The sequence below is a fragment of the Neorhizobium sp. AL 9.2.2 genome, from assembly GCF_013317225.1.
Lineage (GTDB): Bacteria > Pseudomonadota > Alphaproteobacteria > Rhizobiales > Rhizobiaceae > Neorhizobium > Neorhizobium soli.
On record NZ_JAALXU010000007.1, the window covers coordinates 362687 to 377123 of the forward strand.

Annotated in this window: 12 protein-coding genes; 7 read left to right on the forward strand and 5 right to left on the reverse strand. The window is 60.5% G+C overall.

Going from position 1 to position 14437, the window contains the following annotated elements:
• Positions 1-75 precede the first annotated feature (75 nt).
• The 4 genes from G6K99_RS16640 to G6K99_RS16655 form a co-directional block, all read right to left on the reverse strand.
• Positions 76-888 carry an endonuclease/exonuclease/phosphatase family protein gene (locus tag G6K99_RS16640; RefSeq protein WP_062462152.1) on the reverse strand — a complete coding sequence of 271 codons (813 nt, stop codon included), beginning with the start codon at positions 886-888 and terminating at the stop codon, positions 76-78.
• A 25-nt stretch (positions 889-913) separates the two neighbouring features.
• Positions 914-2374 carry a phosphatidylserine/phosphatidylglycerophosphate/cardiolipin synthase family protein gene (locus G6K99_RS16645; RefSeq protein ID WP_174197195.1) on the reverse strand — a complete coding sequence of 487 codons (1461 nt, stop codon included), beginning with the start codon at positions 2372-2374 and terminating at the stop codon, positions 914-916.
• Positions 2375-2446: 72 nt separating this feature from the next.
• A complete protein-coding gene (locus G6K99_RS16650) occupies positions 2447-3802 on the reverse strand; it encodes an aminotransferase (RefSeq protein WP_174197196.1) in 1356 nt (451 codons plus the stop codon).
• 126 nt (positions 3803-3928) lie between these two features.
• The gene (locus G6K99_RS16655; protein WP_156461875.1) at positions 3929-5362 is read right to left on the reverse strand and encodes a M20 family metallopeptidase; all 1434 of its coding nucleotides are present in this window, start codon (positions 5360-5362) and stop codon (positions 3929-3931) included.
• Between the two features lie 497 nt (positions 5363-5859).
• Between G6K99_RS16655 and G6K99_RS16660 the strand changes: the two genes are divergently transcribed.
• From G6K99_RS16660 to G6K99_RS16685, 6 genes are all read left to right on the forward strand, one after another.
• Positions 5860-7455 carry an ABC transporter substrate-binding protein gene (locus tag G6K99_RS16660; RefSeq protein WP_062581538.1) on the forward strand — a complete coding sequence of 532 codons (1596 nt, stop codon included), beginning with the start codon at positions 5860-5862 and terminating at the stop codon, positions 7453-7455.
• A 156-nt stretch (positions 7456-7611) separates the two neighbouring features.
• Positions 7612-8616 (forward strand): ABC transporter permease subunit, encoded by a 1005-nt coding sequence (locus G6K99_RS16665; protein WP_062462141.1) that lies wholly within the window; start codon positions 7612-7614, stop codon positions 8614-8616.
• Positions 8617-8645: 29 nt separating this feature from the next.
• Positions 8646-9563 (forward strand): ABC transporter permease subunit, encoded by a 918-nt coding sequence (locus tag G6K99_RS16670; protein ID WP_062462138.1) that lies wholly within the window; start codon positions 8646-8648, stop codon positions 9561-9563.
• Between the two features lie 2 nt (positions 9564-9565).
• A complete protein-coding gene (locus G6K99_RS16675) occupies positions 9566-10423 on the forward strand; it encodes an ABC transporter ATP-binding protein (protein ID WP_113111671.1) in 858 nt (285 codons plus the stop codon).
• Between the two features lie 5 nt (positions 10424-10428).
• Positions 10429-11274: a dipeptide ABC transporter ATP-binding protein gene (locus G6K99_RS16680; RefSeq protein WP_062462611.1), complete on the forward strand. Its 846-nt coding sequence runs from the start codon at positions 10429-10431 to the stop codon at positions 11272-11274.
• 224 nt (positions 11275-11498) lie between these two features.
• A complete protein-coding gene (locus G6K99_RS16685; RefSeq protein ID WP_244631499.1) occupies positions 11499-12368 on the forward strand; it encodes a methylenetetrahydrofolate reductase in 870 nt (289 codons plus the stop codon).
• Here the strand turns inward: G6K99_RS16685 and G6K99_RS16690 are convergent.
• Positions 12335-13147: an MBL fold metallo-hydrolase gene (locus G6K99_RS16690; protein WP_174197198.1), complete on the reverse strand. Its 813-nt coding sequence runs from the start codon at positions 13145-13147 to the stop codon at positions 12335-12337. The two genes, G6K99_RS16685 and G6K99_RS16690, sit on opposite strands and share 34 nt — an antisense overlap.
• Positions 13148-13319: 172 nt before the next feature.
• On the opposite strand from G6K99_RS16690, the gene G6K99_RS16695 reads away from it, so the two are divergent.
• Entirely contained in the window at positions 13320-14399 is a 1080-nt protein-coding gene (locus tag G6K99_RS16695; RefSeq protein ID WP_174197199.1) for an acyltransferase, read from the forward strand.
• Positions 14400-14437: the final 38 nt, after the last annotated feature.

Below are 14437 nucleotides of genomic sequence, written 5' to 3' on the forward strand. Positions count from 1 at the left end.
GGGACGAACAGGCGAGACCCCGAACCTATTCGCCGATGCTGCAGGCGTAAAGATGCCGACGGCCGACAAGTGCCGCTATCCTTCAGCCGTTGAACCGAGTTTCACCACCGTCTTGATTGGAAGATGGTCGGAAGCGAGCCGCGCAAGCGGCGTGTCATGGGTCACGACCCTCTCGATCAGGCCCGGCCGGTTCGCCATGATCCGATCGAGTGCCAGCACCGGCAGGCGCGACGGAAAGCTTGGAACCGCCGGCGGCAGGCCGAATACGGTGGCGAGTGTGTTGAGCGCCGAGCGGTCACCCAGCCGCCACTCGTTGAGATCGCCCATCAGCACTGTCGGATGCTCGTCGCGGGAGCCGATGATCTCGAGCAGCATGCGCGCCTGCTGCTGACGCGACCGGTTGAGAAGACCAAGATGCGCCGCAATCACGCGAAGTGTGCTGCCATCCTTCATCTCGAGTTCGGTGATCAGTGCCCCGCGCGGCTCCAGCCCCGGCAGTTTGACCTGATGCACGTCGCGGACGAGACCTTCGCGGAAAAAGATCACATTGCCGTGCCAGCCATGCGCCTTGGCGACGCCGGAGATCGGCACCGGAAGAAGCCCCGTTTCACGCTCCATCCAGCCGAGATCAAGCAGGCCGCGACGTTCGCCAAACCGGCTGTCCGCCTCCTGAAGAGCAATCACATCCGCGCCGATTTCGCGGATCACGTGAGCGATACGGGCAGGATCGAACTTGCGGTCGATGCCGACGCATTTGTGCACGTTGTAGGAGGCGATCAGCATGCCGCTGTCTCTGTCATGCACGGAATGAACGCCTTCGCCCCGGTTCTTGCGGGCCTTGATCGATGCCAGGATGCTGGCCGGAAGGTTGGGACGTTTCTGATGCATGATATCGCGCTTCGGTCTTGCCGGTTTAAAGATAGGGCGATCCCAACCAAAGAACTTTCTCGATCAGGCGAACGGGAAACGGCCGTGATCTCAGGCTGTGAAGCGTCACCTCGGTCGAAGAGGAAATCATCAAGTCTATCCTTCGTTCCAAAGTTCGCGCAAAAGCCTCGTCCAGCACTTCCAGATCCACCTCGAAATTCAGCCGCAGCGAACGCGGATCGAGATTGGAAGACCCCACGTAGGACCAGCGGCTGTCGACGGTCAGAAGCTTGGAATGATTGAAGGCGCCGCTTGCCCGCCAGATACGGCAGTAGTTCTTCAGCATCTGGTCGAACTGCGCCGTCATCGCACGATCGACAAGCGTCAGGTTGTTCGCGCCGGGCACGACGATATCAACCCGCACACCGCGCCTTGCCGCCGTAACCAGCGCGGTAATCAGCTCCCGGTCCGGCAGAAAATAGGGCGACACGATGCGGATCGATGACCGGGCGACGGAAAATGCGCCCATCAGCATCTTGTGGTTGGTCTCGACGCTACGGTCCGGTCCGGTCGAAACGACCCGGGCAATGACCGCCTTGCCGGGTTCCGCCGCGGGCGCGACAAGCTCCCATGCCTCATCTTCCAATGTCTCGCCCGTGGTGAACTGCCAGTCGGCGGCGGCAACGGCAAAAAGGTCGGCCACCAATGGCCCGGTAACCTTGAAATGCGTATCAAGCGAAAACCCATCGCCATTGAATTCGCTCGAGAAACTTTCGCGAATGTTGATGCCGCCGGTAAACGCGACGCGGCCATCCACGACCAGGATCTTGCGGTGGGTTCGAAGGTTTGCGTAAGGCAGCCGCAAGCCGACAATGACGTTGCCGTTGAAGACGCTGACCCCGACGCCGCCATCGCGCAGCATGCCGAGTACGCTTGGAACCGAGTAGCGGGCGCCGACCGCATCGATCAGCACACGCACTTCCACACCACGCTTTACCGCCGCGGTCAGGGCCTCGACAAACTGGCGTCCGATCCTGTCCCGATCGAAGATGTAGGTTTCCAGAATGACGCTCTTCTTCGCCTTGCGGATCGCACCCAGCATGGCGGCATAGGCGGCGTCGCCGGTATCCAGCGAAAGAATGGAATTTCCGGATGTGAGGTGATGGGAAGTAACCCGGTCTCCCAGCGTCTTCATCGCGCGAAAGCGGTGACCAAAATCCTTGATGATCAGTGCATCTGTCGCGTCGTAGGAGGCAAAATGCGCCCACTCGCGGCCCTGCAGCAGGGCACGGCGATCACTGATGACCGTTCGGCGGATGCGATTGACGCCGGCAAGCATATAGAGCGACGCGCCGATGATGGGCGACAGTACGATGATGCCGACCCAGCCAATCGCCGAGCGCACCTCTTCCTTCGTCATGGCCGCATGGATTGCGGCTGCCGTGCCGGCAACGAGCGAAAAGACGAACAGGATGTGCGGCCAGTAGGTATGGAAGAGGTCAAGCATGAGGCGAATATATGCGCCCCATCGCTTTGGGCAATCGGAGCCGGACAAAGGTTAGCCCGGCTCCTGATGACATCAGGCGTCGAGCTGCTTTTTCAGCACGTCGAGCGACGCTTCGAATGTGTCGAACAGCACGTCCAGCTGTGACTCATTGATGATGAGAGGTGGGCAAAGCGCCAGCGAGTCGCCGATCGCACGGCTGATCAGCCCCTTCTCGACCATGATCGAAAACAGTTTCGGGCCGAGCTGACCGGTGGCAAACCCTTCGCGCGGAGCAAGTTCGAGTGCACCGATGAGACCGATGCCACGCGCTTCGATCGCCAGCGGATGACCTTCGAGTTCCTTCAGGCGCGACTGGAATTTTGGCGCAAGCGCCCGGACGTTTCCGACCAGATCGCGCTCTTCGATGATCGCGATATTCTCAAGCGCAACGGCCGCCGCGACCGGGTGGCCGGCGGCGGTGACGCCGTGTCCGAACGTGCCGATCTTCGCGGATTCGTCCGCGATCGGGCCGTAGACGTTCTCGTTGATGAGAAGCGCCGAGATCGGCTGGTAGGACGAGGAGATCTGCTTCGACAGCGTCATGAAATCCGGCTGCAGATCGAAGGTTTGCGTTCCGAACATGTTGCCGGTACGGCCAAAGCCGCAGATCACTTCGTCGGCGATGAACAGGATGTCGTATTTCTTGAGGATGGCCTGGATGGCCGGCCAGTAACCGGCAGGCGGCACGATCACGCCGCCAGCACCCATCACCGGCTCGCCGATAAAGGCTGCGACGGTTTCGGGGCCTTCGCGCAGGATCAGGTCCTCGAGTTCCTTGGCACACCGTTCGACGAAGGCAGCCTCGCTCTCGCCCTCAAGCTTGAAGGCGCGGTAATGCGGGCAGGATGTGTGGAAGATGCCGGGCAGCGGCAGATCGAACGACCGATGGTTGTTCGGCAGACCGGTCAGGCTCGCGGAAACGGCGGTCACGCCGTGATAGCCCTTGATCCGGGAGATGATCTTTTTCTTCTCCGGCTTGCCCATCGCGTTCGACCGGTACCAGATCATCTTGATGGCCGTATCGTTGGCTTCCGAACCCGAGTTCGTGAAAAACGCCTTCGACATCGGCACCGGCGCCATCTGCACCAGCTTTTCGGCAAGCTCGATCGACGGGCCGTTCGCCCGCGATGTGAACGTATGGTAATAGGGCAGCTTGCTCATCTGCCGCGTGGCGGCCTCGACCAGCCGGTTTTCACCAAAGCCGACAGCGACGCTCCAGAGGCCGGACATGCCTTCGATGTATTTCTTGCCGTTGTTGTCGTAGACGTAGATGCCTTCGCCGCGTTCCATCACCAGCGCACCGTCGCGCTCCAGAGCGCGGGCGTTCGTGTAGGAGTGCATGTGATAAGCCTTGTCGCGGGCTTCCATGGAATTGGGCTGTACCGTCACGAAGGGCCTCCTCTGCACCTGACTGATTTTGGCGTCATTCTTACGGCGAAACGCCGATCTTGGACAGCGCAAAACACTGTCCAAGAACTTCTCTGTTCGAAATAGTTGACACGACGGCTGACGTGTTCACTTCACCGTCATTGCGGCGACCGGCGGCTCGGTACCGGCAGGCATCGGGCTGATATAGGCCTGGCCCTTCAGCCGCTTTCTCAGATCCATCCAGGCAGCCTCGCGCAGCTGCTCGCTTTCGAGCGCCGCCAAACCGGTGGCGGCCATCGCTTTGGCAACCGACACCATGCCCTTGTGGGCAAGCTCGCTCTTGCCCTGCGCAACCACCTGCCAGGTATGAAGCTGGGTGCCGATGGCAAGCGTTGCGCCATAGGCCTGCACGGTCGGCACCACCCAGCTGACATCGCCGACATCGGTCGAGCCGCCCATCTGGCGAAGCTCGCCGTGGGCCGGAAGCACGAAGTCCGCCAGGGGAACATCGCGTTCATCAAGCCGCTCCTGGCGCCAGCTCGCCGCGATATCCTCCGGCGTCAGCGTCGCACGAATCTTGGCCGCAAATTCCTGGTCGGCGGCATCAAAAGGTGGCGGGCCGAGGCTTTCCCAGACATCCTGCATCGCGTCCATCAGCGGTGTGTTGACGACGAGGTTGGAAACGCCGGCAAGGATCGTGCTTTCCACCTTCGTTTCGGTCATCAGCGCCGCACCTTCCGCGACCTTCTTGACCCGCTCGATCAGAGGCAGCAGGCCCGGCAATTCGGGTGCGCGAATGACGTAGCGAACCTTGGCATGCGCTTGGACGACGTTCGGCGAAATGCCGCCGCTGTCGAGAACCGCGTAGTGGATCCGGCAATCGGATGGCATGTGCTCGCGCATATAGTTGACGCCGACACTCATCAACTCGACGGCATCGAGCGCACTGCGGCCAAGTTCCGGAACCGCCGCGGCATGCGCCGCACGCCCGGTAAAGGTAAAATCGACACGGCAGTTGGCAAGCGATGTCTCGCGCTGGACGCCTGCGAAATTGCTGGGGTGCCAGCTGATGGCGATATCGACATCTTCAAACGCACCGGACTGCACCATGAACGCTTTGGCAGCCCCGCCCTCTTCCGCCGGGCAGCCGTAATAGCGCACGCGTCCCGGCGTTCCGTTGGCTTCGAGCCAATCCTTGAGAGCCGTTGCGGCAAGAAGCGAGGCGGAACCCAGAAGATTATGGCCGCAGCCATGGCCGTTTGCGCCGGCAGTGATCGGATCGTAAGCGGTTTCGCCCGCCTTCTGGCTCAACCCTGCAAGAGCGTCGAACTCCCCGAGAAAGGCAATCACCGGTCCACCTTCCCCAGCCTCGCCGATCAGCGCGGTCGGAATGCCGGCCACGTTATCGGTGATCCGGAACCCTTGCGTTTCCAGCATTTCCCGATGCGCTGCCGCGGACAGAGTTTCCATGTAGCAGGTTTCCGGCGTCTCCCAGACGCGGTCGGACAGCTCCCGGAAAACCTCGGTCTTGCGGTCGATAAGAGTTAAGATGTGGGGAAGATTGGAATTTACGGTCGTCATAATATGCGCCTCGATCAAGCATTCGGTCCTGAAGGCGCCAAACCCTAACCGTTTCCCGCCCAATGACAATGGACCGGCAGCTTAAAAAATAAGCGCGGCTGAAAAAATCAACACGCTGTGCTCGGCAACGCAACGCGTGAAACTTGGTATCTCGACAAGTGCATCATAATCGCTATGCTCGCGCCCGACGTCACAGGAAGACCAAGGATACCGCAGAAGACGATAACAATTTTGCGTAAATAAGGCCGACGCCGTGAGTTCATGCTCATGAAAGCCGAATACTTGGAAATCCGTCGTCAATTCGAGAAAACATGGGTTGAGTGCCGAAAAGGTATCGGAGATCCGTCGAAGACTGAAGAATACGGTCAGCAAACAAAAGATTTGCGACCAGGAGGTGAGACACACAAGCAGGATTGACGCGCACGTAAGCGTATCATCAAATTCAAAACACGGCCTAGCCTGGCAGTTAGCCGGCTCAAGGTCATTGGGAGACCGATATGAAATACAAGCTCGCCCTTGCCACAGCCCTGCTGTCGGCAACAATTTTCGCAGGCGCTGCGAACGCCAAGACCTTCGTGTATTGCTCCGAAGGTTCGCCAGAAGGCTTCGACCCCGGCATGTACACCGCCGGCACGACGTTCGACGCTTCGGCCCACCCGATCTACAACCGCCTGCTCGAGTTCAAGCCTGGCACAACGCAGCCGGAAGCCGGTCTTGCCGAGAGCTGGGACATTTCGTCCGACGGCACCGTCTACACATTCAAGCTGCGCCCGAACGTGAAGTTCCAGACCACGGAATTCTTCACTCCGACGCGCGCGCTGAATGCCGATGACGTGATCTTCTCCATTGGTCGTCAGATCGACGAGAAGAACGCCTGGAACAAGTACATCAACGGCGCTTCCTGGGAATATGCCGACGGCATGGGCTTCCCGAAGCTTATCAAGTCGATCGAAAAGGTCGATGACCTGACCGTGAAGATGACGCTGAACCGTCCGGAAGCACCTTTCCTCGCCAACCTGGCCATGCCTTTCGCTTCGATCCTGTCGAAGGAATACGCAGACAGCCTCGACAAGGACGGCAAGAAGGAACAGCTGAACCAGAACCCGGTTGGCACTGGTCCGTTCACCTTCGTCGCCTACCAGCAGGATGCCATCATCCGCTTCAAGAAGAACGCCGACTACTGGGGCACCGCTCCGAAGATCGACGACCTCGTCTTCGCGATCACCAGCGACGCTGCCGTTCGTTACCAGAAGCTCAAGGCCGGCGAATGCCACCTGATGCCTTTCCCGAACGCCGCTGACGTCCAGTCGATGAAGTCGGACCCGAACCTCCAGGTTCTGGAGCAGGAAGGCCTCAACATCGCCTACCTCGCCTACAACACGACCCAGGCTCCGTTCGACAAGCCGGAAGTGCGCATCGCGCTCAACAAGGCGATCAACAAGAACGCGATCGTCGACGCCGTCTTCCAGGGCATGGCAACGCCTGCGACCAACCCGATCCCGCCGACAATGTGGTCCTACAACAACTCCGTCAAGGACGACACATACGATCTCGAAGCCGCCAAGAAGATGCTGGCCGATGCTGGCGTCAAGGACCTCTCCATGAAGGTCTGGGCGATGCCGGTTTCGCGTCCCTACATGCTGAACGCGCGCCGCGCCGCTGAAATCATCCAGGACGATTTCGCCAAGATCGGCGTCAAGGTCGAGATCGTTTCCTACGAATGGGCAGAATACCTGCAGCGTTCGAAGGCAAAGGACCGCGACGGTGCTGCCATGCTCGGCTGGACCGGCGACAACGGTGACCCGGACAACTTCCTCGACACCCTGCTGGGTTGTGACGCCGTCGGCGGCAACAACCGCGCTCAGTGGTGCAACAAGGAGTTCGACGAACTGGTGAAGAAGGCCAAGGTCACGTCCGACATGGCCGAGCGCACCAAGCTTTATGAGCAGGCGCAGGTCGTCTTCAAGAAGGAAGCACCTTGGGCAACCCTCGATCACTCGCTTGCTATCGTCCCGATGGCAAAGGGTGTGACCGGCTTTACCCAGAGCCCGCTTGGCGACTTTACGTTCGAGACCGTCGATATCGCTGAGTAATCCAGCCTAATCACAACTTTTTGCCGCGGGGAGCGTTGCGTTTCCCGCGGCATTTTCTTATGAGACGCCCAAAAATGCGGCGCGACGCCGAAATGGCTCGGTTCGTGGCTTGACACGGTTTGAAATCGACCGGAGCCCCTTCCACAAAGGCTTACAATGTTTGGTTTGCTACTGCGGCGCCTCGCCGTGCTGATCCCGACCTTCCTCGGGGTCTCGATCATCGCCTTTTCCTTCATCCGGCTCCTGCCGGGCGATCCGGTCATGCTCTTGTCCGGTGAGCGCGTCATGTCGCCCGAGCGGCATGCGCAGATCAGCGCCCAGCTTGGCATGGACCGCCCGATGGTCATCCAGTATTTCGATTATCTCGGCGGCGTGCTGACGGGTGACTTCGGCTCCTCGATCGTCTCCAAGAAGCCGATCCTCGACCAGTTCTGGGCGCTGTTTCCAGCGACCGTCGAGCTGTCCATCTGCGCAATGATCATCGCCGTTGCGCTCGGCATTCCCGCCGGCGTCATCGCCGCCATGAAGCGGGGTTCGATCTTTGACCAGGGCCTGATGGGCATCGCGCTGGTCGGCTATTCGATGCCGATCTTCTGGTGGGGCCTGCTGCTGATCATTCTGTTTTCCGGCACGTTGCAGTGGTTCCCGGTTTCGGGTCGCATCTCGCTTATGTTCTACTTCCCGCAGGTCACCGGCTTCATGCTGATCGACTCGCTGCTGTCCGGGCAAAAGGGTGCCTTCTCCTCGGCCATCAGCCATCTGGCGCTGCCGTCGATCGTGCTTGCCACCATCCCGCTTGCCGTCATCGCCCGCCAGACCCGCTCGGCCATGCTGGAAGTGCTGTCCGAAGACTACGTGCGTACCGCCCGCGCCAAGGGCCTGTCGCCGTTCCGCGTCGTCGGCGTGCATGCGCTGCGCAACGCGATGATCCCGGTCATCACCACCATCGGTTTGCAGATCGGCGTCATGCTTGCGGGCGCGATCCTGACCGAGACGATCTTTTCCTGGCCGGGCATCGGCAAGTGGATGGTCGATAGCGTCTTCCGTCGCGACTACCCGGTCATCCAGGGTGGCCTGCTTCTGATCGCGGCGATCATCATGACGGTCAACCTCATCGTCGACCTCATGTACGGCCTCATCAATCCCCGTATCCGCCACTGATCCGCCGAGATAAGAAGGAGAAAAATCCCATGGCAGATGCAATAACCGCCAAGACGCCAGAGATCGTCACGACCGGGCAGATGCGCCGCCAGATGCTCAAGGAGTTCTGGTTCTACTTTTCCGAAAACCGCGGTGCCGTCATCGGCCTGTTCGTTTTCATCGCTCTCGTGGTCGTAGCCGTCCTCGCTCCGGTGATTGCCCCGCATTCACCGTTCGAACAGTATCGTGACGCCGTGCTGCGGCCGCCGGTATGGGCCGAAGGCGGCAGCTGGAGCTTTCTTCTCGGAACAGACCCTGTCGGTCGCGACATTCTTTCGCGCCTGATCTACGGCGCACAGTATTCGCTGTTCATCGGCCTGTTCGTGACGACGCTGTCGCTGCTCGGCGGCATTCTCGTCGGCCTGATCGCGGGCTACTATCGCGGCTGGATCGATACGGTGATCATGCGCCTGATGGACATCATCCTGGCGTTTCCGTCGTTGCTTCTGGCGCTGGTTCTGGTCGCAATCCTGGGGCCCAGCCTCACCAACGGCATGATCGCGATCGCGCTCACCCTGCAGCCGCATTTCGTGCGACTGACCCGCGCCGCCGTCATGGAAGAGAAGACGAAGGATTACGTCACCGCTGCCCGCATCGCCGGCGCCGGTCCGATCCGTCTGATGTTCCGCACCATCCTGCCGAACTGCACCGGACCGCTCATCGTCCAGGCGACCTTGTCCTTCTCGAACGCGATCCTCGATGCAGCAGCGCTGGGCTTCCTCGGCATGGGCGCACAGCCGCCGGCGCCCGAATGGGGCACGATGCTGGCCGAAGCACGCGAGTTCATCCTGCGCGCCTGGTGGGTCGTCACCTTCCCCGGCCTTGCAATTCTCATCACCGTTCTTGCCATCAACCTGATGGGCGACGGCCTGCGCGATGCGCTTGACCCGAAACTGAAGAGGTCCTGATCATGGCGCTTCTGCAAATCGACAATCTCACCGTTGAGTTCGAAACCGCGACCGGCTGGTTCCGGGCCGTCGACGGCGTCTCGATCACGGTCGAAAAGGGCGAAGTGCTCGCCATCGTCGGCGAAAGCGGCTCCGGCAAGTCCGTTTCGATGCTGGCCGTCATGGGGCTTCTGCCGTGGACGGCGAAGATCACCGCCGACCGCATGCTGTTTGAAGGCAAGGACTTCCAGAAACTGAGCCCTGCCGATCGTCGCAAGCTGATCGGCAAGGATATCGCGATGATCTTCCAGGAGCCGGTGGCAAGCCTCAACCCTTGCTTCACGGTCGGCTTCCAGATCGAGGAAGTGCTGCGCATCCACCTCGGCCTCGACAGACAAGCCCGCCGCGCCCGCGCCATCGAACTGTTCAAGCTGGTCGGCCTGCCGGACCCCGCGGAACGGCTGAACAGCTTTCCGCACCAGATGTCGGGCGGCCAGTGCCAGCGCGTGATGATCGCCATCGCGATCGCCTGCGACCCGAAGCTGTTGATCGCTGACGAACCGACGACAGCACTCGACGTCACCATCCAGAAGCAGATCCTCGACCTGATCATGGACCTGCAGACCCGCACCGGCATGGGCCTGATCATGATCACCCATGACATGGGTGTGGTTGCCGAAACCGCCGACCGGGTCGTGGTGCAGTACAAGGGCCGCAAGATGGAGGAAGCCGATGTGCTTTCGCTGTTTGAAAACCCGCAGAGCAACTATACCAAGGCGCTTCTCGCAGCCCTGCCGGAAAACGCGACGGGTGACCGACTGACCACCGTCTCCGCCTTCTTCGACGGCAATCCGGACCAGGTTTCGGGAGTGAATGCATGACCGATATGACCAACACCGACATCATGCTGGAAGTGCGCGACATCAAGCGCGACTACGAACTGCCGGCTGGCTTCATGAAGCCGAAAAAGACCGTCCATGCGGTCAAGGGCGTCTCCTTCAAGCTGGAACGCGGCAAGACGCTGGCAATCGTCGGCGAAAGCGGCTGCGGCAAGTCCACGCTTGCCCGCATGATCACCTTCATCGACGAACCGACGGCCGGCGAACTGATCATCGACGGCCAGAAGATGGATACGCGTCCGGGCCACCTGACATCAGAAATGCGCCAGAAGGTGCAGATCGTGTTCCAGAACCCCTATGGTTCGCTCAACCCGCGCCAGAAGATCGGCGACGTTCTGGGCGAACCGCTGGCGATCAACACGTCGATGCCGGCATCCGAGCGGCGCGACCGCGCAACCGAGATGCTGATCAAGGTCGGCCTCGGGCCGGAACACTACAACCGCTATCCGCACATGTTCTCCGGCGGCCAGCGCCAGCGCATCGCGATCGCCCGTGCGCTGATGATGAACCCGAAGCTTCTCGTGCTCGACGAACCCGTCTCGGCGCTCGATCTTTCGGTTCAGGCACAGGTTCTGAACCTGCTGGCCGACCTGCAGGACGAGTTCAACCTCACCTACGTCTTCATCAGCCACGACCTTTCCGTTGTGCGCTACATCGCCGACGAGGTGATGGTAATGTATTTCGGCGAGGCGGTCGAATACGGCACCCGCGAAGAGGTGTTCTCCGCGCCGAAGCACGAATACACCCAGACCCTGTTCAAGGCGACGCCGCGCGCCGATGTCGAATCGATCCGCGCTCGTATTGCTAAGAAGAAGGCTGCCTCGGCCGCTTGAACGCCTAAGATGCACTGATAATGCCGGCAGCTGTCGGCATTATCACGGAATTGAGCTTGAAGTTGACGCAGAGAGAAATCTCTCGCATCAGAAGTCATGCAAGAAGAAACCTCTGCCAGCTCGCCGGAAAACGGCGAGCGTCATTGTGGCAGGGTGGGAGTAGCGGCATGGCATTGTTGAACTTGTTCAGAGGCAGGCAGCAGGACAAAGCGCCGGAGCCCGCCTTGCTCAAGTCCCTGGTCGAGGGATACTCGATCGAGGTGATGCCGCGAACCGCGGCCAAGATCGACGACTTCACGACGCTGCTTCCCGCAAACACCCGGGTCTATATCGCCCATATCGATGGCACACCGATCGACGATATGGTGAAGACGGCCAAACGGCTGCGTGAAGATGGCTTCGAGGTCATGCCGCACATTCCGGCCCGCAGCATCGAGAGCCGCGCCATGCTCGACGACTGGGTAAGACGATATCACAACGAGGCAGGTGTGGACCAGGCGCTCCTCCTCGGCGGCGGTCTGTCGCGTCCTGCTGGCGCTCTCAACAGTTCGCTGCAGCTGATCGAGACCGGCATCTTCGACCGTCACGACTTCAAGCGCCTGCATGTCGCCGGCCATCCCGAAGGCAACAGGGATATCGACCTCGACGGCACGACAAAGCTTGTCGACGAAGCCTTGAAGTTCAAGCAGATCTATTCCGAAAGCACCGATGCGAAGCTTGCCATCGTCACCCAGTTCGCCTTCGATTCGCGGCCGGTGATCCTGTGGGCGGAGCGCATCGCCGCAACCGGCGTCCGCATGCCGATCCATCTCGGTGTCGCGGGACCGACCAAGCTTCAGACGCTGATCAAATTCGCGCTCACCTGTGGGGTCGGCCCATCCATCGGCGTCATCCAGAAGCGGGCCATGGACATCTCCAAACTCCTGGTACCCTACGAGCCGACCGACTTCCTGACCGAGATCGCCGACTACAAGGCCCGCAACCCGCAAAGCTTGATCGAGCAGATCCACGTCTTCCCGCTGGGTGGTATCAGAGCCAGCGCGGAATGGATGAACGAGCGTCAACCTGCGCTGGCTGAAATCCGCGCGATATAGTCTTTTGCCGAGCGCGCGACGATCGCCTGGCCGTTGCCGCGGATATCCTGTTTGGCGAAGGCTCCGTAGATCCGCTCGAACGGCCAGGCCGCCAGCCGTTCGGCGACATCCGCCACCTCAGCTGCGCTGAGCGGCATCATGTTGGGGTAGCTCCACATGAACGAAACCCGGTCGGCCCCCGGCGTCACCTGGACAATATCGCCGGCGAGCAGCACACCTGTCCCATCCCGCGCTATCCAGTGCATCACAGTTCCGCCAGCGAAATGACCGCCGGCATGTACAAGCGTCGCGGAAGAAGACAGGACGAGCGCATCCTCGTCCCACAGGCGGACGTGATCGGACGGACGCTGGATCCACTGGCTGTCCAAAGCGTGGATGTAGATCGGGCAATCGAAGGCCTCGGCCCAATCCTGCATGGTTGAGTAATAGTGCGGATGGGAGATCGCGATGGCGCTCAACCCGCCCAGCGATTTGACCAGCGTCTTCGTCGCGTCGTCGAGGAGCGCGATACAATCCCAGAGAATATTTCCGGACGGTGTCTGCACCAGAAGCGCCCGCTGGCCGATAGCAAACGCGGGAACGGTACGGATGGAAAGGACGCCAGGCTCGAGTTCGAGCCAGCTATTGGCATGCCCCTGCTCAAGCTTTTCAGCGGAAACCCACGCCTGGCCGGAAGCCGGGACATATTGCCGGTCGTCGAGGCAGATGGGGCAAGAAGCGGGTGATTCGGCACGATCGGGATAGGATGTGCTACAGGCATTGCAAAGAAAAACCGTCATGAGCCCCCCGCTCCGGATAACCGCGATCAATCGGTTATAGACGAGAACGGACTTCCCGATAGAGGCTGGGACCCACATTCCGGTAAAGCGGCAAGAGCAGCCCGCCTCATTCACGCTTTCCCAACGCGACCGCGATACGCTGTAGCGATGTTGCGGTTGCCGGGAGGCTATGATGACGGAAGCAAAGCCTGTGCGGCTCTTGAACCTCGATCTGCTCCGGCTGGTCTCGGCCCTGCTCGTCCTGTTCTTCCACTACGGTTTTCGCATGCAGATCACTGGCGAAGGCGCCGGGATCGGCTTTCCGGAGCTCGCGCCGATAGCCAAGTGGTTCGATATCGGCCTGCTGATCTTCTTTGCCATCTCCGGCTACGTCATCATGATGTCGGCAGAAGGTCGATCGGCCTTTGATTTTGCCGCTGGACGGTTTGCAAGGCTTTGGCCGACATTCGTCGTCTGCGCCACCATCACCGCCGTCGTCCTGTCGATCTGGCCGGTCCCGGCGCTCAGTGCCCCGACGATGCAGCAATGGCTGGCCCATCTCGTGATCCTGTCGCGCGTATTCGGCCAACCCTTCCTCGACGGAGCATACTGGACGATCGCCTACGAAATCATCTTCTACGGCTGGATCGTCGTGGCTCTCGCGACAGGCCTCTTGAAGTCGCACTGGCGTCTCATCGTCACGGTCTGGCTTGCCATTTCGGTGCTGAACGAGGCAGCGCTGCAAAGCGTCGTGCTGCAGAAACTGCTGATCACCCAGTATTCAGGCTATTTTGCCTTCGGATTGGCGCTGTTTCGGACGCGACTGGAAAATTCCCGGGCAAGCTTTGCAGTGCTCAGCCTCGCAGCCGGCTGGGCCATTGCTGCACCGTTCATAACGGAGCCGGAATTCATTTCCCTGTACGGTTTCGGGAGAAATACCGCGGGCCTCGCCGCGATGGGGCCGCTGGCGCTTGCGGCCGTGACGATCGCGATCTACGCGCCGACACTGCCGATCAAGAGAGGGCTCGCGATCTCGCTTGGCGGGCTCACCTATCCGCTTTACCTGCTGCATCAGAATATCGGCTATGCCGCCTTTGCCAATTTCGGCACGTCGGACAATCGCTTCGCCATTCTGGCTTTGTTGATTGGGGGATTGTTGGCTGTCGCGATGATCATCGCAAGAACAGTTGAGCCTGCCGCGAGACAAGCGATCATTGGGCTTTCAAAGCCCGTTCAGGCCAGCCTGACGCGACTGCGCGCCCGCTTTGCCTGAGGGACCCCGCGGCGGAAAAACCGCCGCAGGGTCTTGTG